Source organism: Microbacterium sp. zg-Y1090 (assembly GCF_030246945.1).
Classification (GTDB): Bacteria; Actinomycetota; Actinomycetes; order Actinomycetales; family Microbacteriaceae; genus Microbacterium; species Microbacterium wangruii.
Genome location: NZ_CP126742.1, coordinates 13826 through 33029, shown reverse-complemented (window position 1 = coordinate 33029; position 19204 = coordinate 13826). Strand labels below are relative to the sequence as shown.

Genomic DNA, 19204 nt, shown 5'->3' with positions numbered 1-19204 from the left:
TCCCCGTCCCGCTGCGGCAGGGGGCGGATTAGGGTGGGGGGATGCCGCTGCGGTCCCCCTTCACCTGCGTCCTCTGGGACGTCGACGGCACGGTCGTCGATGCCTCGGTGGGGATCCTCCGCCGCCTCGCCCTGACGCTCGAGCACTACGGCAAGCCCGCACCCACCCGCGCCGAGCTGGTGCACTGGATCGGCCCGCCGATGTTCGAGTCGTTCCAGACCAACGTGGGGATGACCCCGGAGCAGTCCGCCGAGGCGGTCGCCTTCTACCGCAGGCTGGGCAAGGCCGACGGGTACACCCGCGACGCTCGGCTGTACCCCGGCATCGCCGACCTCATGGCGGACCTGGCCGCGGCCGGCATCGCGCAGGCGACGGCGAGCTCGAAACCCGAGATCCAGGTGCTCGCTCTGATGGAGCACTTCGAGCTCTCCCCCCACCTCGCCGCCATCGTCGGCGCGACCGCCGACGAGCGCACCCTCAGCGCCAAGGCGGACATCGTCGCCGAGTCGCTGCGGCGCCTGCGAGCGGCGGGCGCGGACACCAGCCGCCCCGTGCTGATCGGCGACCGTCATCACGACGTCGAGGGGGGAGCGGAGCACGATGTGCCGGTCATCTTCGTGCGCTGGGGGTTCAGCTGGCCTCATGAGGCCGAGGGGGCATCGGCCGTCGTCGACTCGGTCGCACAGCTGCGGGCGCTGCTGCTGGTGGAGGATTCCGCCGGATGAGCGTCGACCCGGAGGGCGCCGCGGGCTGGATCATCCCGGCCCTCGTCGTGTTCGGGGTCACCGCCCTGCTCGTGGCTGCGGGCCTCTGGGCGCTCCGGCGGGCCGGTCGAGGACCGCGCGCCCGCGCGGCGGCCGACGCCGAGCGCACGCGCGCCGGCTCGGCGCTGGTGCAGCTCGACGACGCCGTTGCCGAGCTCGACCTCGAGGTGGAGCTGTCGGGCGCCCTCTACGACGGCGCCGCTCCCCCGTCGCTGCGCCGCGCGCGCATGACGGCGCAGCACGTGCGCGACCAGGCGTTCGAGGCGTTCCGCGACCTCGATGGCGCGCACCCGACCGAGGCGCGGCGCACGGCCGCCCGCATCCGCGCCCGTGTCGACGGCGCTCTGGCGGCCGTGACGCAGGCCAGGGCCGTGCACGACGAGTGGGTGCGGGCGCACGGATCGGCGAGCGCGCAGGTCGACGCCGCCACCCACCGTCTCGCACGCCTGCGCACCGAGCTCGGGGATCCCGGGACCCTCGTGGCCGACCTGTCGAGTCGCTATGACGCCGCCGAGTGGCGTGACGCGGATGCCGCCGCGCGCACGGCATCCGCCGCCCTCGCCGCCGCGGAGACCCGCATCGCCGCGGCACGGCTGAGTGCCGCCGACCCCACGCGCAGCGCGCTGCCGGAGCTCACCGCCGCGCAGCGGGAACTGCGCCGGGCGGAGACCGCCTCCCGCAGTCTCGATGAGGCCTACCGGCTCGTCACGGATGCCGCCCTCGCGGTGCCGCAGGAGTTCGAGGCCGCCCGCACCGCCATCGCGCAGGCGGGTCGCACGCGCGACGACCTGGAGCCCGCCGACGCCGAGCGGCTGAGCGCCGAACTGCGAGCGGTGGCCGACGGCGTCGCCGCGCTGGAATCCGACGCCGCGCGCCGACCGACGGCGACGGTTGCGGAGCTGGCCCGCCTGCGCGGCCGACTGGATCTCGCCCTCGGCGACGCCCGCACCGCCCAGCAGCGTCTGCGCGGTGCGCGCTCGGCTCTGCCGGGCACCCTCGCCGCAGCACGAGGCGCCCTCGCCCGGGCGGAGGGCGCGGCCGCCGGCGCGGGAGCAGACGCCCGCGTGCGCCTCGACGCCGCTCAGCGGGAGATGGCCGCGGCCCGGCAGTCTCAGGACCCGGTCTCCGCGCTGGATGCCGCCCGCCGGGCGATCCGGCACGCCGAGGATGCCGAGGCGCTGGCGGCGTACGCCCGCCTGGCACGCTGATCCGCCACGCGAATCCCGCGACGACCCTGCGGCTGCCCGGGTCGCACGCCTAGGGTGTCCTCATGACCGAGGGCACCGCGTCACGACGTCTGCTGCCGCGAGTGGCCAGACGGCTCCCGGTCGCTCTGAGCCTCGTGGTTCTGCTGCTGGTCTGCGCGGTGGGGTCCCAGGCGCTGTGGCGTCCGCTGTCGCGGTCCCCCCTCTGGGACCAGGTGGCCTACGGCGTCCCCGCGTTCGCCGACGGGCGGTGGTGGACGCCCCTCACGGGCACTTTCTTCAGCGACCCGCCGTGGCTCTACGTCATCGTGGTGTCCGGCTTCGCCGGCGTGGCCTTCTTGGAGTTTCGCCGGGGTTCCCGGATCGCGCTGAGCTGGTTCACCGCAGGCCAGCTCGTAGGGGTGCTCGCGATGATCGGCTTCATCGCCGCGGCGTCACTGGCGTGGCCGTGGCCGTGGGCCGCCGCGCAGGCGGCGTCGCTCGACGTCGGCCCGTCTGGCGGGACGATGGCCTGCATCGCGGCCTCGGCATCGGCCATGCGCTCGCCCTGGCGCGAGCGGGTGTGGTTCGTCGTCATCGGCGCTTGCGCCGTGCTGCTGCTGTTCTGGGCGACACTCGCCGACGTCGTGCATGCGTTCGCGGTTCTGCTCGTGCTGGTGGTGCAGCGCCCTCTCGCCGCGTGGCGCACCACCCTGCGGGAACGCCGGTTCCTGGGGTTCACGACCGCCCTCGCGATCGCGACGGCGGAGGTGCTCTCCTTCATCGCCCCCACGAGCGGCCCTTTCGGAGGGAGCGACGCTGCGTCGTCACCGCTGGTCAACGTCGTCGTCGACGTCGTGTTGCTCATGGTGGTGGCGCACGGACTGCGGCGCGGGCGCCGGTGGGCGTGGATCGTGAGCATCGTGCTCGCCGCGGTGAACATCGCGTGGTCGATCGTGGTCGGGGTCGGCGTGCGGGTGCCGGGCGTGCCCGACGACGCGTTCGGCGGCGACCCGGCACCGCTTGTCGCCGAGGCGGGGGTCTGGGCGATCTTCCTCGCGTACTTGGTCTGGTCGCGGGCGGCGTTCCGCGCGGGGCGCCACGCGACGATCGGCACCGACCCTGAGCCGACCGCCGAGGATGCCGCGCTCCTGCTGCGGGCCCATGGGGGCGGGACGCTGTCGTGGATGACGACGTGGAAGGACATGTCGTATCTGCGCACCACCACCGGCATCGTCGCCTATCAGCGCCACGCCGGGGTCGCCATCGCCCTCGCCGACCCCTTGGGCCCCGCCGACGGGCGGGCGGGATCGGTGTGGGAGTTCGCCGCGGCATCCGAGCGCGCGGGCATCGTGCCCTGCTGGTTCGGCGCCTCCGACGCGACCCGCCAGGCGGCTCCGGCCGGCTGGCGCAGCCTGGTCGTCGCCGATGACACGATCGTCGACCTGCCCGGCCTGCAGTTCGGCGGCAACGCCTGGAAGCCGGTGCGCACCTCCCTCAACCGAGCCCGGCGCGAGGGCATGACCTTCCGCCTCACCCGCCTGATCGACGAGAGCTGGGGCGTGCAGGCGCAGCTGCGGGTGATCTCCCAGTCATGGGTCGGGGGGAAGGACCTGCCCGAGATGGGCTTCACCCTGGGCACCCTCGATGAGGCGCGCGATCCCGAAGTGCGGCTGGCCCTGGCGATCTCCCCCGACGGCGATGTCGACGGGTTCCTGTCATGGCTGCCCGTGTACGGCGCCGGCGGCACGGTCACCGGCTGGACCCTCGACCTCATGCGGCGGCGCGAGGGCGGCTTCGTGCCCGTGATGGAGTACCTCATCGGCTCCAGCGCGCTGCAGTTCTCCGCGGAGGGCGCGCAGCTGATGTCGCTGTCCGGTGCTCCGCTGACGCACCACTACCCGCCGGGGGCCGGGGTCATCGCCGCGCTCAGCGAGCGGCTGGCCCAGTCTCTGGAGCCGGTGTACGGCTTCCGTTCGCTGCACCGCTTCAAGGAGAAGTTCCACCCTCGCTACGACACGCTCCACCTGCTCTACCGCGATGAGAGCGACCTGCCGAGGATCGGCGCGGGACTCGTCCGGGCATTCCTCCCGGACGCGTCCCTGCGCCAGTTCGCCGACGCCGGGCTCGTACTCGTGCGCGGCGAGGGCGACTGATCGATCAGATGGGGCGGATGTTCTCCGCCTGCAGGCCCTTGGGGCCCTGCGCGACTTCGAACTCGACCCGCTGGTTCTCCTCCAGCGAGCGGTATCCGCCGGCCTGGATGGCGGTGTAGTGAGCGAAGACGTCAGCGCCGCCTTCGTCGGGAGCGATGAAGCCGAAGCCCTTCTCGGAGTTGAACCACTTGACGGTGCCCTGCGTAGCCATGAACTGCCTTCGTGCTGAGGATGCCGAAGCGGTCGCCCCGACGATCCATACGCTAACGAAAGAGACTCGCCGCGTCAGCCCCCTTATTTCGACAGTGACGAAACCGTTGCATGTGCCTCCGGCGACACCGGTAGCGTGAACGGATGGGACATGTGGCGCTGCAACCGATGGGCGATGATGACCTCGACGCCGTGTTCGAGATGATGTGGCGCGGCGACGCCGATCCGGCATCCGCGCCGGCGCCGAGCGACGAGGACCGCGCCCGATTCGACCAGGCGATGGCGGCCGATCTCGCGTCCGCGGACACCACTCTGTTCACCGTGACCGAAGACGGCGACTTCGTCGGCACGGCGGTGGCGGGGCCGGCGGGCGACGACCGCTTCGTGAACGTCTGGATCAGCCCTTCGGCGCGCGGTCGCGGCGTCGCCACCGAGGCCCTGCGTCTGCTGATCTCACTCGAGCCGATCCGACCGCTCTTCGCCATCGTGAACGCCGGCGACGCGGCCGCCGCGGCCGTCGCCGAGCACAACGGCTTCGCCGACGTGTCAGCGGAACGCGCGGAGGGCCTCGGCCCCGGCGAGCGCCTGTACTCGCTGCCGCCCGTCCTCGACGGGGTCTGAGACGGCGGGCTCCGCTCGGAGCCCACCGCCCCGCCTCACTCCACGATGGAGATCTTCCGCACCTGGGTGTTGCCCTTCGTCTCGACGTACACCCGGTGCTCGCCCACGGTGTACGTGCCGGCGGCGTTGTTGGAGATGGTGAACGTCGCGGTGACGGAGGAGTCGGATCCGTCGACGCGCGTCTCGGCGACCGTGATGGTCAGTTCATTCGTCTTGCCCGGCAGCTTCGTGACCACTGCCGACGGCTCAGCATCGACGACCGCGTTGTCGACCGTGACGTAGACCGCGTCGGGAGAGGAGAACTCCGCGTTCTTCACACCGTCGCCGAGCAGGAAGAACCCGCGCTGTTCGACGGCTCCGCGCTCGGGGAACGGATCGGCGTTCGTCTCGAGGAAGGTGGGATTGACGGTGTAGAGGTCGGTCTTCGAATCGGCCAGGACCGCCTGCACACCCGCGTAGGGGGCGTCGGCGATCGCGAGGTTGACGGACAGGTAGACCGCGTCGGCGTTCGTGGCCGAGACGCGCGACGAGAAGTACTGGTCTGCACGCTGGCCTTCGGGCACGGCCAGCGGCACCACGCCGTCGCCGACGAGCACGTTGAAGGCGAAATCGCCGTAGCCGCCGTCGACGAAGGTCTGCCAGGCCTCATCCGACATGTGGGCGGGGCGTTCCACCTTGAACTCCAGACGCATCGGTGCAACGTAGGTGGATGCCAGCAGCTCCGGGTCGTCCAGCGGCAGGTACACGCCGCCCGGCGCGTGGCCCAGGGCGAACGCCGCCGCGGTCGGCGCGTTGTTGCCGCGCCGCTCCCACATCGGGATGGTGAAGGCGGTGGCCCCGAGCAGTGCCTGGTCGCCGAGCGCGCCCGCGCCGACCGCGGACGATGCGTCCTCGTAGGTGCCGATGGTCACGTCGAGCAGATCGAGGTCGGCGCGATCCGCGTTCATGCCAGGGATGTCGGCCCACATGAACTGCGCACCGGCGGGCCCGGAGTAGCGAGCCATCTCCAGCATCCCGTCGGCCATCATCTTGGTCATCTGCACGGCCGAGTCCAGGCGCATCCGCTCATTGGCGGTGTGCCACCAGCGCTCGTTGCCGGGGATGACCGCACCGAATGCGGTCATCTTGTTGCGGAAGTTGCTGGCCAGGGTGCCGCCGGTCGTCCCCTGCGGGTAGACGATGTCCCGCAGGGCGTACGGGTCGGCGAACTCCGCCGGATCGTGGTCGATCGAGGCCTGATAGCTGCCGAACTGCAGCGCGGTCAGCGGGTTGTCGTGGGTGACGTACAGTCCCGCGCCGATGGGTGCTCCGAGTGCCCCGATCGCGAACCCCCGCGACTCGAACGCTTCGGTGACCGCCGCGGTGGCGCGGCTGGCGTCATCCGCGGTGACATGCATGCTGCGCACGTACAGCGGCATGCGGAGACTGCCGGAGTCCGCCGTGTAGAAGCTTCGTGGCGTCTCGGAGTTGATGTTGGCCATGAGCGCGAACGTCAGATTCGGGACACCGTTGCTCGGGTTGCGCAGCAGATCGGCCGGGATGCCCATGTAGGCGCCGATGTAGGCCTCCCCCTCCACGCCGTCGCGGAAGAACAGGTCGGTGATGCCCTCGGCGGCCTTCTTCAGCTGCATGTCCTCAGCCGTGACGCCGAGTGCGCCGAGTCCCTCGGAGAGCAATGACATGCCCCACACCACGGCGTTCTTGCCGTACTGCGGGGTCGGCATCTCCATCGCCACGTCGGTGTTGACCTCGATGGTGAGCACGTCCCCGGTGAGGGCGGTCTGCACCTTGGGCGTGGTGCCCGCCGCGGCAGGCAGCCAGCCGCGGGCGGTGGCGGCGGAGGTGACGGCCGCGACGAATCGCTCGCGCTCGGCGGGGGTGGCGCCCGTCACGTCGAGGGTGAAGATCGCACGGGACGCGATCTGGGTGGTGCTGCCGTAGGCGATGTCCTTCAGCGTCGGATCGCCCTCACGCAGGGTCACTCCCGCTGTCGCCTCCGTCAGCCGGAACGCGCGGCCGGTGTCGGCCGACAGATCCATCGAGACCGAGGGGGTGACCGAGCCGGAGTTGCCGACGATGACGGGGAAGCGCGAGTCGGACGTGTAGGCCGCGATCGGCATCTCCTCGCGATTGAGGTTCTTGTACGCCCAGTTGTCGTAGAAGCTGGGGTTCGCGTTGTACGGGATGGACTGGAACGTCGCAGTGTCGGCCGCCGTGGGGGTGCCGGGGCCGCCGTCCTCGTAGATGCCCATCGCGATGCGGATGCGCCGGTCCATCGGCAGGCCGGCCTCCATCAGCGCCTTCGCAGCGAGCAGCGTGGCCAGCGTGGGGCCGCTGTCGTCCTGGATGCCGGCTCCGTAGATCCAGCCGTCCTTGATATAGGGCGCGTGGTAGGCGCCCTCGGTGCCGAGGTTGCCATCGGCATCCCGCCAGCGCTCGAGCTGGGCGGCGGAGACGGATGCCGTCGGCGAGTCGAGGTGGCTCAGCGCCATGATCATCTCGGGCGCCTCCGGGTCGCCGATCTCGACGTAGACGTACTTGTCGGCTTGCCGCTGGACGACGACCGGGAAGCCGAGGTCCTGGGCGAGCCTGACGACCCACGCGAGCTTGGCGACCTTGCGGTCGTACTCGTACTGGTTGGCCGGCGTGTTGCTGACGGGGAAGGGATACCGCGTCGCCGCCGTGCCACCGCGCGAGATCGAGTCGTAGCTCGAGCCGTCGAGCATGGCGCCGACCAGGGTGAGCGGGTCGTAACTCCCGTCGCCGACGCGGGCGTCGCTCACGAGGCCCGCCCACGCCTCGACCTCGGCGTGCACGATGTCGCGCTCGTCCTCGGTGACCGACAGGTCGTAGCCGACGTCGGGCACCAGACGATCAGCGGCCACCCTTTCTGTGGCCGCGGCACCCTGGCCGGTGAGGACACACGTGGACAGAAGCAAGGACACGCCCAGCGTCAGCGCGATCGGCTTTCTCCGCATACTCTCGATCTCCCTCGATCAAACGGAGTTGGGGCATCCGTTTCGCCCGCCACGCTGTCAGGGACCTCCCAGCCTTGTCAACGGTTGCGACCGCCCCCAGGTCAGCGCTACGACGTGCCACAGAAACGCGAAACGGCCGGAGATCACTCTCCGGCCGTTCGTCGCACTGTCGTGCGCGAGGGGGGACTTGAACCCCCACGCCCTTACGGGCACTGGCACCTGAAGCCAGCGCGTCTACCTATTCCGCCACTCGCGCGAGCCGCGCATGCGCGGACTCAACTTCCCGAGAATATCACGATCCGTGGGTGCGCTTCGCACGCATCCACCCGCGATGACGGCGCGAAGAGGCCGGAATCGCCCTGTCCACGCCCCCGCGAACCGCGGAATTCCGGGGATCACCACCGGTGTGCGCACGATCTCCCAGCGGTTGCAACTAGCATGAAGCGACCGGTCTGCCTGCCTGAGGAGTCGTGTGGGACTACTAGACAGCTTCGAGAAGGGGCTCGAACGCGCCGTCAACGGCGCCTTCGCAAAGACCTTCCGCAGCGGCGTACAGCCTGTCGAGATCGCTTCGGCACTGCGCGCCGAACTCGACACCAAGGCCGCGGTCGTCAGCCGCGACCGCATTCTCGCGCCCAACAGCTTCACGGTGCGCCTGGCGCCCAGTGACGAGTCCCGCATGCAGGCCCTCGGCCCCACGCTCGGCGATGAACTGAACACCCTCGTCACCGGCCACGCCCGCGCGCAGGGCTATTCCTTCGCCGGACCCGTGACCATCAACGTCACAGCCGACCCCGGCCTGACCACCGGCACCCTGCGGGTCGACTCGCAGAGCGCCCAGGGCACCGTGGCATGGCGTGGCGTGGTCGACATCAACGGCACGCGGCATCCGCTGACCAAGGGCCGCACCGTCATCGGCCGCGGCAGCGACGCCGACATCACCATCGCCGACGCCGGCACCAGCCGCAAGCACGTGGAGATCCTCTGGGATGGCGAGCGCGCCATGGTGCGCGACCTCGGCTCCACCAACGGCACCAAGCTCGACGGCAGCCGCATCACCGAGGCGCCGCTTCCGCCGGACTCGACCGTCACCATCGGACGCACCGACATCGTCTTCCGTGTCGTGGCGCAGGCTCAGCCGCCGCGTCCCGCCACCCGGCCGGACGACACCACCCGCCGCTTCGACGTGCGAGGAGGCTCCGGTGAGTGAGCTGACCCTGCTGCTGCTGCGCATCGGCTTCCTGGTTCTGCTGTGGTTCTTCGTCTTCGCGGTGGTCTACTCCCTGCGCGCCGACCTGTTCGGCGTGAAGGTGCGCAAGCTCCCCGAGCCCACCCCCGCCGCCGCGGCTCCCGCCGCCAGCGCCCCCGCTGCAGCCACCGCGCCGGTGGGGCGTCCCGCAGCCGCACCGGCGCCGCGGTCCGGCGGACCCGCCACGACCGGCACCGTCAGCCGCATCGTGATCACCAGCGGCCCGAAGACCGGGCTCGAGCTGCCCCTCGGCACCGAGCCGCTCACCATCGGCCGGTCCAGCGAATCGGGTCTGGTGATCCGCGACGACTACACCTCCAGCCACCACGCACGCCTCGTGCTGTGGGGGGATCAGTGGATGATCCAGGACCTCGATTCGACCAACGGCACCTGGCACGACGGCCAGCGCGTGGCCTCGCCGGTGGCGATCAAGGTCGGCGCTCCCATCAAGGTGGGCGCGACGACCTTCGAGCTGCGGAAGTAAGCGGTACGTCGGCACATGGTCTTCCAGGGTTCGAGCGTTGCGATCTCGCACACCGGCAAGGTGCGCTCCAACAACCAGGACTCCGGCTACGCCGGGTCGAACCTGTTCGCCGTCGCGGACGGCATGGGCGGTCACGCCGGCGGTGACGTGGCCTCGAGCATCGCGATCACCCGCCTGGCCGAGCTGGACCGCACGTACGACTCCCCCTCGGATGCCGAGCTCGCACTGCGCGACGCCGTCGCCGACACCGCGACGCAGCTGATCGAGACGGTCAAGGCCAAGCCGGAGCTCGCGGGCATGGGGACCACCCTCAGCGCCCTCATCATGGTGGACGACTACGCCGTGCTCGCCCACATCGGCGATTCCCGCGTCTACCTCTACCGCGACGACACGCTCACCCAGATCACGACCGATCACACCTTCGTGCAGCGCCTGGTCGACTCCGGCCGCATCACGCCCGAGGAGGCCCGCTTCCACCCCCGTCGCTCGGTGCTCATGCGCGTGCTCGGCGACATGGACGCCGACCCCGAGCTCGACACCTTCATCATGCCGACCCAGCCCGGCGACCGCTGGCTGCTGTGCTCGGACGGACTGTCGGGCGTCGTCGATGAGGCCCACACCGCGAAGGCCCTCGGCCAGGGTCTGCCCCCGGGGCGCACCGCCGACGTGCTGCTGCGCCAGGCGCTGGACGGCGGAGCCCCCGACAACGTCACGATCGTGCTCGTCGACGTGGGCGGGCAGCACCCCGTCTTCCTCGGCACCCCCACCGTCGTCGGCTCCGCATCCAATCCGACGGGCATCGAGGTCCCCGCCGTCCGTCCCGCGCGAGCGGGCTGGCTGCACACCGGCCGGCAGGCTGCCAACGAACCCACGCACTTCGAGCCGGCCGCCGAGTTCCTCGAAGAACTCATCGAAGAGGATCGCCGCCGCGCCCGCAGCCGCCGCATCTGGTGGGTTCTCGCGACGGTCGGCGTTCTCGTGCTGCTCGCCGGCGGCCTGTTCGCGGGGTACTCCTGGACGCAGACGCGGTTCTACGTCGGCGCGGACGACGACACGGTGGTGATCTACCGCGGCATCCAGCAGACGATCGGCCCGCTGTCGCTGTCGACCCCCTACCGCGACACCGGCATCGAGCTGGCCGATCTGCCCGCGTTCGTGCGCGACAGCGTCGAGCAGACGATCTCGGCCGGTTCGCTGGACGACGCCCGCCGCATCGTCACACAGCTGCGCGACACGGCGGAGGAGATGCCATGACCGCTCCCGCCGATGTGAAGACCGACACCGCCGTCATCAAGGCGCTGCGCAAGCTCCGGATGCCGCAGACCCAGCGCAATCGCGAACTCGGACTGCTGATCTTCGCCTTCATCGTCAACACCGCCGCCGTGGCGCTCGTGCAGTTGGGCGCGAACGACGCACTCGACCCGAGCTTCCTCCTCTACTGCGGCGGACTGACCGTGCTCGTCCTCGCGCTGCACATCGTGCTGCGCCTGGTCGCCCGCGACGCCGACCCCTTCGTCGTGCCGATCGCCACCGTGCTCACCGGCCTCGGCATCGCGATGATCTACCGCATCGATCTGTACTTCGACAGCACGGGCTGGGGCGCGACGTCCAACCGGCAGCTGGCCTGGACGGCGATCGCCGTCCTCGGGGCGATCGCCGTCGTCCTCGCGCTGCGCAACTACCGGGTGCTGTTCCGGTACACCTACCTGTTCGGGCTGCTCGGCATCCTGCTGATGCTCCTGCCGATCGTGCCCGGACTGGGTGCCGACGCCAACGCGGACGTCTGGGTGAGCCTGGGCATCTTCTCCTTCCAGCCCGGCGAGCTGGCCAAGATCGCCCTGGCGATCTTCTTCGCCGGCTACCTCGTGCGCACGCGGGAGTCCCTCACCTCGGTGGGCACGAGGGTGCTCGGCATGACCTGGCCCCGCGCCCGGGAGCTCGGGCCGCTGCTGGTGATCTGGCTGGCGTCGCTCGGCATCATCGTGCTGCAGCGGGACCTCGGCACCGGCCTGCTCATCTTCGGCATGTTCGTCGCCATGCTGTACGTCGCGACGGGCAAGACGAGCTGGGTCCTCATCGGGTTGATCCTCGCCGCGGGCGGCGCTTTCCTGGCATCCCGCGTGCTGCCCTACGTCGGCGGCCGGTTCGAGAACTGGCTGAACGCCTTCGACCCCGAGCTGTACGAGGCCGGCGCCGGCACCTTCCAGCTCGCCAACGGCATCTTCGGCCTGGCGCAGGGCGGCCTGGTCGGCACGGGTCTCGGTCAGGGCCGGCCGTGGATGACCCCGCTGTCGCAGAGCGACTACATCTTCCCCAGCCTCGGTGAGGAGCTCGGGCTCATCGGCGTCTTCGCGATCCTCTGCCTGTACATGGTGTTCACCAGCCGCGGCATCCGCATCGGGCTGGCCGGGCAGGACGACTTCGGCAAGCTGCTCGCCACCGGCCTGTCGTTCACCCTCGCGCTGCAGGTGTTCATCATGGTGGGCGGCGTCACCCGCATCATTCCGCTGACCGGACTGACCACCCCGTTCCTCGCAGCGGGCGGATCGTCACTCGTGGCGAACTGGATCATCGTGGCACTGCTGCTGCGCATCTCGGATGCCGTGCGCAGCCGACCCCGGGTGGTGATCGGATGACCACCCTTCGACACGCGCCTGCGGCGCGGCTCAGGGACCGGCCAGTGGTCTCCAGCGCCCTCAGCGAGGTGATCCGATGACCAAAGAACTGCGACGGCTGTCGATGCTGGTGCTCGCCATGTTCCTGGCGCTGTTCGTCTCGACGAGCGTCATCCAGGTGGTGCAGGCCGATGACCTCAGCGCCAACCCGCTCAACCGACGTGCCCTGTACGACACCTTCGAGGTGCAGCGCGGCGCGATCATCGCCAGCGGTGCCGCGATCGCGGCGTCGGTGCCGACCGACGACCTCTACAGCTGGCAGCGGGTCTACACCGATCCGTACATGTGGGCTCCGGTCACCGGCTTCATCAACCCCGTGCTGGGCTCGGCCACCGGCATGGAGCGCGCGATGAACCAGGAGCTCAGCGGCACCGCCGACTCGCAGTTCCTCGCCCGCATCGAGCAGATCATCAGCGGTCAGCAGCCGCGCGGGTCGAACGTCGTGCTCACCCTCGACGCCGCCGCGCAGCGGGCGGCCTTCGAGGCCCTCGGCGACCTGCAGGGCGCGGTCGTGGCGATCGAGCCCGCCACCGGACGCATCCTGGCGATGGTCTCGAGCCCCAGCTACGACACGAACCTCCTCGCCGTCCACGACGCCGCGGCGGTCGAGGCGACCGAGGCCGCGCTGCTCGACGACCCGCTGCAGCCCCTCGACAACCGTGCGATCGCCGGCCGGCTCAACCCCCCGGGTTCGACCTTCAAACTGGTCGTGGCGTCGGCTGCGCTGTCGACGGGTGAATGGACGGCCCAGTCCACGCTCCCCAACCCGGCCGCCTACACGCTCCCGCAGTCCTCGAGCATCGTGCGCAACGCCGGCGGCGGCACCTGCGGCCCCGGCGAGGAGGTCACCATCGCCGACGCGCTGCGGCTGAGCTGCAACATCCCGTTCGCCGAGCTCGCCGTGCGGCTCGGCGACGACGTCATCCGCGACGAGGCGGAGAAGTTCGGCTTCGATTCCTCCTTCACCATGCCGCTGGAGTCGACCCCCTCGGTCTACCCCACGGTCCTCGACGACGCGCAGACGGCACTGTCCGGCTTCGGCCAGGGAGACGTGCGGGCCACTCCCCTGCAGATGGCGATGGTGTCCGCCGGAATCGCCCATCAGGGCGTCGTGATGAACCCCCGGATGGTCGAGGCGATCATCGCTGCGGACTTCACCCAGCAGCAGTCATTCGACGACACCGAGTACGGCCGTGCCGTCTCGGAGGAAGTAGCGGCATCCATGACGAGGATGATGGTGGCGAATGTCCAAACGGGCATCGCAAGCGGTGCAACAATAGACGGCGTAGACGTCGCCGGGAAGACCGGTACCGCGGAGAACGGGGTGGACGATCCCTACACGTTGTGGTTCACAGGTTTCGCTCCGGCCGACGACCCTCGGGTCGCCGTGGCCGTCGTGGTCGAGAACGGCGGCGGACTGGGCCAGTCTGGCAGCAGCAACAGGATCGCGGCTCCGATCGCGGCAAAGGTCATGGAGGCGGTGCTGAGCAGATGAGACCGACGCAGGGAGTGACCTTCGGCGGCCGATACGAGCTGGACTCGCGGATCGCGATCGGCGGCATGGGCGAGGTGTGGGAGGCGACCGACCACGTCATCGGCCGCACCGTCGCCATCAAGATCCTCAAAGACGAGTACATGGGCGACCCCGGGTTCCTCGAGCGCTTCCGCGCCGAGGCCCGTCACGCCGCACTCGTCAACCACGAGGGCATCGCCAGCGTGTTCGACTACGGCGAGGAGAACGGCAGCGCCTTCCTCGTGATGGAGCTCGTCCCCGGCGAGGCTCTGTCGACGATCCTCGAGCGCGAGGGATCGCTCTCGCCCGACAAGACGCTCGACATCGTCGCTCAGACGTCGCTCGCTCTGCAGGCCGCCCACGCGGCCGGCCTCGTGCACCGCGACATCAAGCCCGGAAACCTGCTGATCACCCCTGATGGCCGCGTCAAGATCACCGACTTCGGCATCGCGCGCATCGCCGACCAGGTGCCCTTGACCGCCACCGGTCAGGTCATGGGCACGGTGCAGTACCTCTCCCCCGAGCAGGCATCGGGTCACCCGGCATCCCCCGCCACCGACATCTACTCGCTCGGCATCGTCGCGTACGAGTGCCTGGCGGGCAAGCGCCCGTTCACGGGTGAGTCGCAGGTCGCCATCGCGATGGCGCAGATCAACGAGCAGGCACCGCCCCTTCCCGAGTCGGTGCCGCTGCCGGTGCAGAACCTCGTGATGGCGATGATCGCCAAGAAGCCCGACGACCGGCCCGCCACGGCGTCGGCCGTCGCCCGCGCCGCCACCGCGCTGCGGCGCGGCGACCTCACTGCCGCCGTCGCTGCCGTGCCGGCCATCGCCGGGGGCGTCGCCGTCGACGAGGTCACCCAGCTGCTCACCCCCGGGCTGAGCACGCAGGATGCCACGCGGCTGCTGCCGGCGACCGCCACGATGGCGGCCACCGGCGACGACGCGGCTGTCGAGGGCGTGACGGACAAGCCCAAGCCCAAGCGCAACCGCTGGACCTGGCCGCTGATCGGCCTGATCGTGCTGCTGCTGCTCGTGCTGGGCGGCACCGTGTGGGCACTGCTGTCCAACCAGCAGCCCGAGCCGACCCCTTCGCCGACGAACTCGTCCACCCCGAGCCGCGCGCCGAGCCCGTCAGCGACACCGTCGACCCCCGAGACCGTCGCCGTGAGCGCCGGTGACCTCGAGGGACTCACCTGCGAACAGGCCTCTGCCGTGCTGCAGGAACTCGGCCTCGGAGCGGACTGCGTGGAGGGCGACCCCGCCCCCAACGAGGCGAGCCAGGGCCTGATCTACCGCGTCCCCACCACCGGCAACCTGCCGCTGGGCACGGTCGTGCAGCTCATCTACTACGGCGGCCAGGTCGCCCTGGAGAACCCCGGCGCACCCACGCTGTCGAGCCCGGTGGAGACCGGCACGACCGTGCAGGTGACCTGGCCCGGGTACTCCTGCCCGTCCGGTCAGGGCAGCGTCAGCTCGTACAACCTCACCGCGACCAACGGCGTCTTCCCCAACGGGCAGTCGTCCTCGGCCTTCGGCAGCAGCGAGCGCTCCGCGCCGCTGCAGATCACCGGAGCGGCCGGGCAATCGGTCATCGTCACCTACACCGTGACCTGCAGCGGCGGCAGCGCCGGTGAGCGCACGACCGGCGCCTCCGGCGAGGCCGCGGCGCTCATCACCGCACCGCCTGAGCCTGAGCCGGCTCCGACGCCCGAGCCGACCGAGGGCGCGCAGAACGACGGGCCGTGATCGGCTGTGCTCCGCTCAGGTCGAGCGGAGCACACCGACTAGGCTGGTTGTTCGAGCAAGGGGGTGACCGTGTCGGCTGAGCCGCGCGTTCTTTCGGGACGATACCGCGTCGATGAGCCCATCGGGCGCGGCGGGATGGCTCGGGTGTACCGCGGCTACGACCTCACCCTCGGCAGGCCGGTGGCGATCAAGATCCTCAAGCGCGATCTCGCCGAGGACAGTGCGTTCCGCACGCGTTTCCGCCTCGAGGCGCAGGCGGCATCGCGCATGTCGAATCCCACGATCGTGCGCGTCTACGACGCGGGCGAGGATGCGGAGACCGACCCCGACGGCTCCGTGCACCCGGTGCCGTACATCGTGATGGAGCTGGTCGACGGCGAGCTGCTCAAAGACCTCGTCGCGGCGGGCCCGCTGGCAGCCGACACCGCCGTGCGGTACGTCGACGGCATCCTCGAAGCGCTGGAGTACTCCCATCGTGCCGGTGTCGTGCACCGCGACATCAAGCCCGGCAACGTCATGGTCACCGACTCCGGCCAGGTGAAGGTGATGGACTTCGGCATCGCGCGCGCAGTGTCCGACTCATCGTCCACGGTGGCCGACACCACCGCCATCCTCGGCACCGCCGCGTACTTCTCCCCCGAGCAGGCCAAGGGCGAGCCGGTCGATGCGCGGGCCGACGTGTACTCCACCGGCGTCGTGCTGTACGAGCTGCTCACCGGCCGGCAGCCCTTCCGCGGGGAGAGCCCGGTCGCTGTGGCCTACCAGCACGTCAGCGAGACGCCCGTCCCGCCCAGCGAGGTCAACCCCACGGTGCCGCGAGCCCTCGACGCCGTCGTGCTGCGGGCCCTCGCCAAGGATCCCTTCCAGCGATTCCAGGATGCCGCCGCGTTCCGTGAGGCGCTGGACAGCGCCGTCGACGGCCGCACGCCCTCGAAGCGCCAGGTCGGCGCGCTGACGTCGCAGCTCTACGGCCCCGACCCCCGGCAGGCCCAGGACACCGCGCGTTCGCTGCGCCAGCTGACCACCGACACCACGATGACGCGCACGCAGTCGGGCCCGCCCGCCGCATGGATCTGGGCCGGCGTGGTGCTGCTGATCGCGCTGCTGGCATCGCTGGTGTTCTGGGTGGTCAGCATCCAGCCCGGCACCGGAGTGCCGAGCAACGCGCGCATCGTGCCGAATGTGACGGACATGGCCTACGAGCGCGCGGAGCAGCTGCTGCTCGACGAGGACCTCGAGCCGACTCGCCTGGAGGAGCCGAGCGACACGGTGGCCGCGGGCAACGTCATCCGCGTCTCCCCCGCGTCGGGGACATCCGTCGCCATCGGCGAGAAGATCGACGTCTTCGTCTCGACCGGGGTGGAGACGACGGCCGTGCCCCGCCTGGTCGGCCTCAACCGCGCGGCAGCCGATGAGGCGCTCAGATCGGCCGGACTGCGACTGGGCAGCGCCACCATGCGCAACGATCCCGCCGCTGCCGCGGGCACGGTGCTGTCGGCGTCGCAGGAGGAGGGCGCCGAGGTCCCCGAGGGCACCGCCGTCAACCTGGAGGTGGCGACCGGCCAGGTCACGCTGATCGATGTCGCCGGTTACACCGTCGAGGCCGCCACGCGCGAGCTCGAGGCGGACGACAAGCAGCTGACGGTGCTGACCGAGGAGAACCCGGAGTGCCCGGCTGCTCCGGGTGGTCCCGTCGTGCTCTCGCAGTCGCTCGCCCCCGGTGACGTGCCGATCCACTCCACCGTCACGCTCGTCTACTGCTCCGGGTCCTAGACGACCGCTCCGCGGTGGGGGTGCAGACCGGCGCCGCGCCGCGCGGCATCCGTCACGCCGACGAGCTCAAGCCAGTTGCCCAGCAGCCGGTAGCCGCCCTCGGTCAGCACGCTCTCCGGGTGGAACTGCACACCCTGGAGCGGCAGCGAGCGATGCGACAGGCCCATCACCACGCCCTCCGGGGTGCGGCTGGTGACGACCAGTTCGGGGGTCAGCGTCTCGGGCACGACGGCGAGGGAATGGTATCTCCCGGCGGTGAACGGGTCCGGAAGCCCGGCGTACAGCGCGCTGCCGTCGTGGTGCACACGGCTCGTCATGCCGTGCATCAACTCGGGCGCCGTGGCGACGCTCGCCCCGAACGCCTCGGCGAGGGCTTGGTGCCCGAGGCACACGCCCAGCAGCGGCAATCCTGTCGCGGCGGCGGCGTGCACGACCGCGATCGACGCCCCCGCGCGCGCGGGCGTGCCCGGCCCGGGTGAGATCATCACGCCGTCGAACCCCGCCAGTGTCGCGTCGGCGTCATCGATCGCGTCGGCCTCGACGAGGGATGCCATGGCCCCCAGTTCGTCGAGGTAGCCCACGAGGGTGTGCACGAAGCTGTCATGGTTGTCGACCACGAGCACCCGGCCTCGCATCATCCGACGACGACGTCCTCGGAGTTGAGGAGCGCCCCCACCCAGGGGAAGACGTAGAAGAAGAGCCCGTAGAGGATGCCGGCTGCGAGAAGCAGCAGGATGATGGTGCGGATCCACCACGGACCGGGCAGTGCCCGCCACAGTGCTGCGTACATCAGGCTCCTTCGGCCGAGGTCAGCGCGTCGGGTTCGCCCGCGGCGCGAGGGGTGAACGATTCGAACACGGCGTAGGCGGCGATGCGCTCCTGGGTGGACCACATCGGGCTGCAGGTGGTGAGGGTGAGGTAGCGCCCGTCGGCGGCCGCGCCAGGGTTCTGCGGCACCGGCGCGAGCACGGAGACCTCGTCGGGACGCACGTACTCCATGTTGCGGTACCGGTACGTGTACCAGCCGTCGGCGGTCTCGAGGACGATGGCATCTCCCACCTGCAGCGACGGCACGTTCTCGAACGGCGCGCCATGCGTGTAGCGGTGGGCGGCGAGGGCGACGTTGCCCATCGCCCCGGGCATGGGCGTGCCCGGATAGTGCCCGACGCCGATGGGGTCGAGCACCTGCGTCTTGCTCACACCTTCGGCGATGGGGAAGATCCAGTCGTCGCCGAAGCGCGGGATGTGCAGCGTCGCGAAGACCTCGCCTTCGCCGACCGGCTCGGCCACGATGGGCTCGGCTGCCGGCTCCGCGGCATCCGGCACGGGATCGACGGGTGCGCTGGCCCACTGCTCGGTGACCTCACGCGCCTCGGCCTGGCGCTGGGTGCTGATGATCGCGTCCCCGATCCACATCTGCCAGGCCACGTACAACAGCACGATGACACCGAAGGTGATGAGGACTTCGCCGAGCACTCCCCATGCCGACGGCCGGCGCGACGGCGCCGCACTGCGCGTGCGCATGCCGAGGGTTGGGGGTATCGATGTCACCGGAGGATCCTAACGAGACATGCTATGAGTGCGCACAAGGCTAAACTTACGGCCATGGCACCTAGCGACAAGCGCGACGACCCGGTTTCCGAGCGCCCTGAGGGCACCGCCCCCAACCCCGTGTGGTTCAAGCCGATCATGTTCGGGCTCATGCTCATCGGTCTCGTCTGGGTGCTCGTCTTCTACTTGAGCAGCTCGCAGTTGCCCATCCCGGGACTCGGCTCGTGGAATCTGGTCATCGGTTTCGGCATCGCCTTCGTGGGCTTTCTGATGACGACCCGCTGGCGCTGAGCGATCC

General features: G+C 70.4%; 17 protein-coding genes and 1 tRNA gene. 12 read left to right on the top strand and 6 right to left on the bottom strand.

The features are described from left to right. Nucleotides 1-41: 41 nt before the first annotated feature. The 3 genes from QNO26_RS00160 (at nt 42) to QNO26_RS00150 (ending at nt 4104) form a co-directional block, all read left to right on the top strand. Nucleotides 42-725 (top strand): HAD hydrolase-like protein, encoded by a 684-nt coding sequence (locus QNO26_RS00160; protein WP_257532582.1) that lies wholly within the window; start codon nt 42-44, stop codon nt 723-725. Beyond that, nucleotides 722-1972 carry a hypothetical protein gene (locus QNO26_RS00155; RefSeq protein ID WP_257638573.1) on the top strand — a complete coding sequence of 417 codons (1251 nt, stop codon included), beginning with the start codon at nt 722-724 and terminating at the stop codon, nt 1970-1972. The genes QNO26_RS00160 and QNO26_RS00155 overlap by 4 nt, the downstream gene beginning before the upstream one ends. Nucleotides 1973-2034: 62 nt before the next feature. Continuing rightward, entirely contained in the window at nt 2035-4104 is a 2070-nt protein-coding gene (locus QNO26_RS00150) for a bifunctional lysylphosphatidylglycerol flippase/synthetase MprF (RefSeq protein ID WP_257532578.1), read from the top strand. 4 nt (nt 4105-4108) lie between these two features. Here the strand turns inward: QNO26_RS00150 and QNO26_RS00145 are convergent, their stop codons facing one another. Beyond that, a complete protein-coding gene (locus QNO26_RS00145; RefSeq protein WP_257507210.1) occupies nt 4109-4315 on the bottom strand; it encodes a cold-shock protein in 207 nt (68 codons plus the stop codon). Between the two features lie 143 nt (nt 4316-4458). Here QNO26_RS00145 and QNO26_RS00140 point away from each other — a divergent pair, with 143 nt between their 5' ends. Next, entirely contained in the window at nt 4459-4935 is a 477-nt protein-coding gene (locus tag QNO26_RS00140) for a GNAT family N-acetyltransferase (protein WP_257532576.1), read from the top strand. A 35-nt stretch (nt 4936-4970) separates the two neighbouring features. On the opposite strand, the gene QNO26_RS00135 is transcribed toward QNO26_RS00140, so the two are convergent. Together QNO26_RS00135 and QNO26_RS00130 are read right to left on the bottom strand one after the other, a co-directional pair. Then, nucleotides 4971-7820, bottom strand: coding sequence for a M20/M25/M40 family metallo-hydrolase (locus QNO26_RS00135; protein ID WP_257532574.1), 2850 nt, complete (start codon nt 7818-7820; stop codon nt 4971-4973). Between the two features lie 265 nt (nt 7821-8085). Further along, nucleotides 8086-8169 (bottom strand) — tRNA-Leu (locus tag QNO26_RS00130). A gap of 216 nt (nt 8170-8385) precedes the next feature. Here QNO26_RS00130 and QNO26_RS00125 point away from each other — a divergent pair. From QNO26_RS00125 to pknB, 7 genes are all read left to right on the top strand, one after another. After that, on the top strand, nt 8386-9123 hold the full coding sequence (locus QNO26_RS00125) for an FHA domain-containing protein (protein WP_257532505.1): 738 nt from the start codon (nt 8386-8388) through the stop codon (nt 9121-9123). After that, on the top strand, nt 9116-9646 hold the full coding sequence (locus tag QNO26_RS00120; RefSeq protein WP_257532503.1) for an FHA domain-containing protein FhaB/FipA: 531 nt from the start codon (nt 9116-9118) through the stop codon (nt 9644-9646). The genes QNO26_RS00125 and QNO26_RS00120 overlap by 8 nt, the downstream gene beginning before the upstream one ends. A 15-nt stretch (nt 9647-9661) precedes the next feature. Next, on the top strand, nt 9662-10900 hold the full coding sequence (locus QNO26_RS00115; RefSeq protein WP_257532501.1) for a PP2C family protein-serine/threonine phosphatase: 1239 nt from the start codon (nt 9662-9664) through the stop codon (nt 10898-10900). After that, nucleotides 10897-12282, top strand: a complete 1386-nt coding sequence (locus QNO26_RS00110; protein WP_257638572.1) for an FtsW/RodA/SpoVE family cell cycle protein — start codon at nt 10897-10899, stop codon at nt 12280-12282. Before QNO26_RS00115 ends, QNO26_RS00110 begins: the two co-directional genes overlap by 4 nt. A 76-nt stretch (nt 12283-12358) precedes the next feature. Beyond that, a complete protein-coding gene (locus tag QNO26_RS00105; RefSeq protein ID WP_257532497.1) occupies nt 12359-13816 on the top strand; it encodes a peptidoglycan D,D-transpeptidase FtsI family protein in 1458 nt (485 codons plus the stop codon). Then, a complete protein-coding gene (locus QNO26_RS00100; protein WP_257532496.1) occupies nt 13813-15582 on the top strand; it encodes a serine/threonine-protein kinase in 1770 nt (589 codons plus the stop codon). Before QNO26_RS00105 ends, QNO26_RS00100 begins: the two co-directional genes overlap by 4 nt. Before the next feature lie 69 nt (nt 15583-15651). Next, nucleotides 15652-17355: a Stk1 family PASTA domain-containing Ser/Thr kinase gene (gene pknB, locus QNO26_RS00095; RefSeq protein WP_257638571.1), complete on the top strand. Its 1704-nt coding sequence runs from the start codon at nt 15652-15654 to the stop codon at nt 17353-17355. On the opposite strand, the gene QNO26_RS00090 is transcribed toward pknB, so the two are convergent. Genes QNO26_RS00090 through QNO26_RS00080 form a run of 3 tightly spaced genes read right to left on the bottom strand, consistent with a single transcriptional unit; the run spans nt 17352 to nt 18906 of the window. Continuing rightward, entirely contained in the window at nt 17352-17993 is a 642-nt protein-coding gene (locus QNO26_RS00090) for an anthranilate synthase component II (RefSeq protein ID WP_374679385.1), read from the bottom strand. The genes pknB and QNO26_RS00090 overlap by 4 nt on opposite strands. Continuing rightward, a complete protein-coding gene (locus tag QNO26_RS00085) occupies nt 17990-18145 on the bottom strand; it encodes a hypothetical protein (protein ID WP_257532492.1) in 156 nt (51 codons plus the stop codon). Before QNO26_RS00085 ends, QNO26_RS00090 begins: the two co-directional genes overlap by 4 nt. Beyond that, entirely contained in the window at nt 18145-18906 is a 762-nt protein-coding gene (locus tag QNO26_RS00080; protein WP_257532490.1) for a class E sortase, read from the bottom strand. Before QNO26_RS00080 ends, QNO26_RS00085 begins: the two co-directional genes overlap by 1 nt. A 54-nt stretch (nt 18907-18960) precedes the next feature. On the opposite strand from QNO26_RS00080, the gene QNO26_RS00075 reads away from it, so the two are divergent. Then, on the top strand, nt 18961-19197 hold the full coding sequence (locus QNO26_RS00075) for a cell division protein CrgA (protein ID WP_257532488.1): 237 nt from the start codon (nt 18961-18963) through the stop codon (nt 19195-19197). The last annotated feature ends 7 nt before the right edge of the window (nt 19198-19204 follow it).

Coding starts and splice junctions, on each gene's coding strand:
- QNO26_RS00145 (WP_257507210.1), bottom strand. CDS start 4,315: ATGGCTACGCAGGGCACCGTCAAGTGGTTCAACTCCGAGAAGGGCTTC.
- QNO26_RS00115 (WP_257532501.1), top strand. CDS start 9,662: ATGGTCTTCCAGGGTTCGAGCGTTGCGATCTCGCACACCGGCAAGGTG.
- QNO26_RS00105 (WP_257532497.1), top strand. CDS start 12,359: ATGACCAAAGAACTGCGACGGCTGTCGATGCTGGTGCTCGCCATGTTC.
- QNO26_RS00100 (WP_257532496.1), top strand. CDS start 13,813: ATGAGACCGACGCAGGGAGTGACCTTCGGCGGCCGATACGAGCTGGAC.
- QNO26_RS00140 (WP_257532576.1), top strand. CDS start 4,459: ATGGGACATGTGGCGCTGCAACCGATGGGCGATGATGACCTCGACGCC.
- QNO26_RS00150 (WP_257532578.1), top strand. CDS start 2,035: ATGACCGAGGGCACCGCGTCACGACGTCTGCTGCCGCGAGTGGCCAGA.
- QNO26_RS00160 (WP_257532582.1), top strand. CDS start 42: ATGCCGCTGCGGTCCCCCTTCACCTGCGTCCTCTGGGACGTCGACGGC.
- QNO26_RS00110 (WP_257638572.1), top strand. CDS start 10,897: ATGACCGCTCCCGCCGATGTGAAGACCGACACCGCCGTCATCAAGGCG.
- QNO26_RS00085 (WP_257532492.1), bottom strand. CDS start 18,145: ATGTACGCAGCACTGTGGCGGGCACTGCCCGGTCCGTGGTGGATCCGC.
- QNO26_RS00075 (WP_257532488.1), top strand. CDS start 18,961: ATGGCACCTAGCGACAAGCGCGACGACCCGGTTTCCGAGCGCCCTGAG.
- QNO26_RS00090 (WP_374679385.1), bottom strand. CDS start 17,993: ATGATGCGAGGCCGGGTGCTCGTGGTCGACAACCATGACAGCTTCGTG.
- QNO26_RS00155 (WP_257638573.1), top strand. CDS start 722: ATGAGCGTCGACCCGGAGGGCGCCGCGGGCTGGATCATCCCGGCCCTC.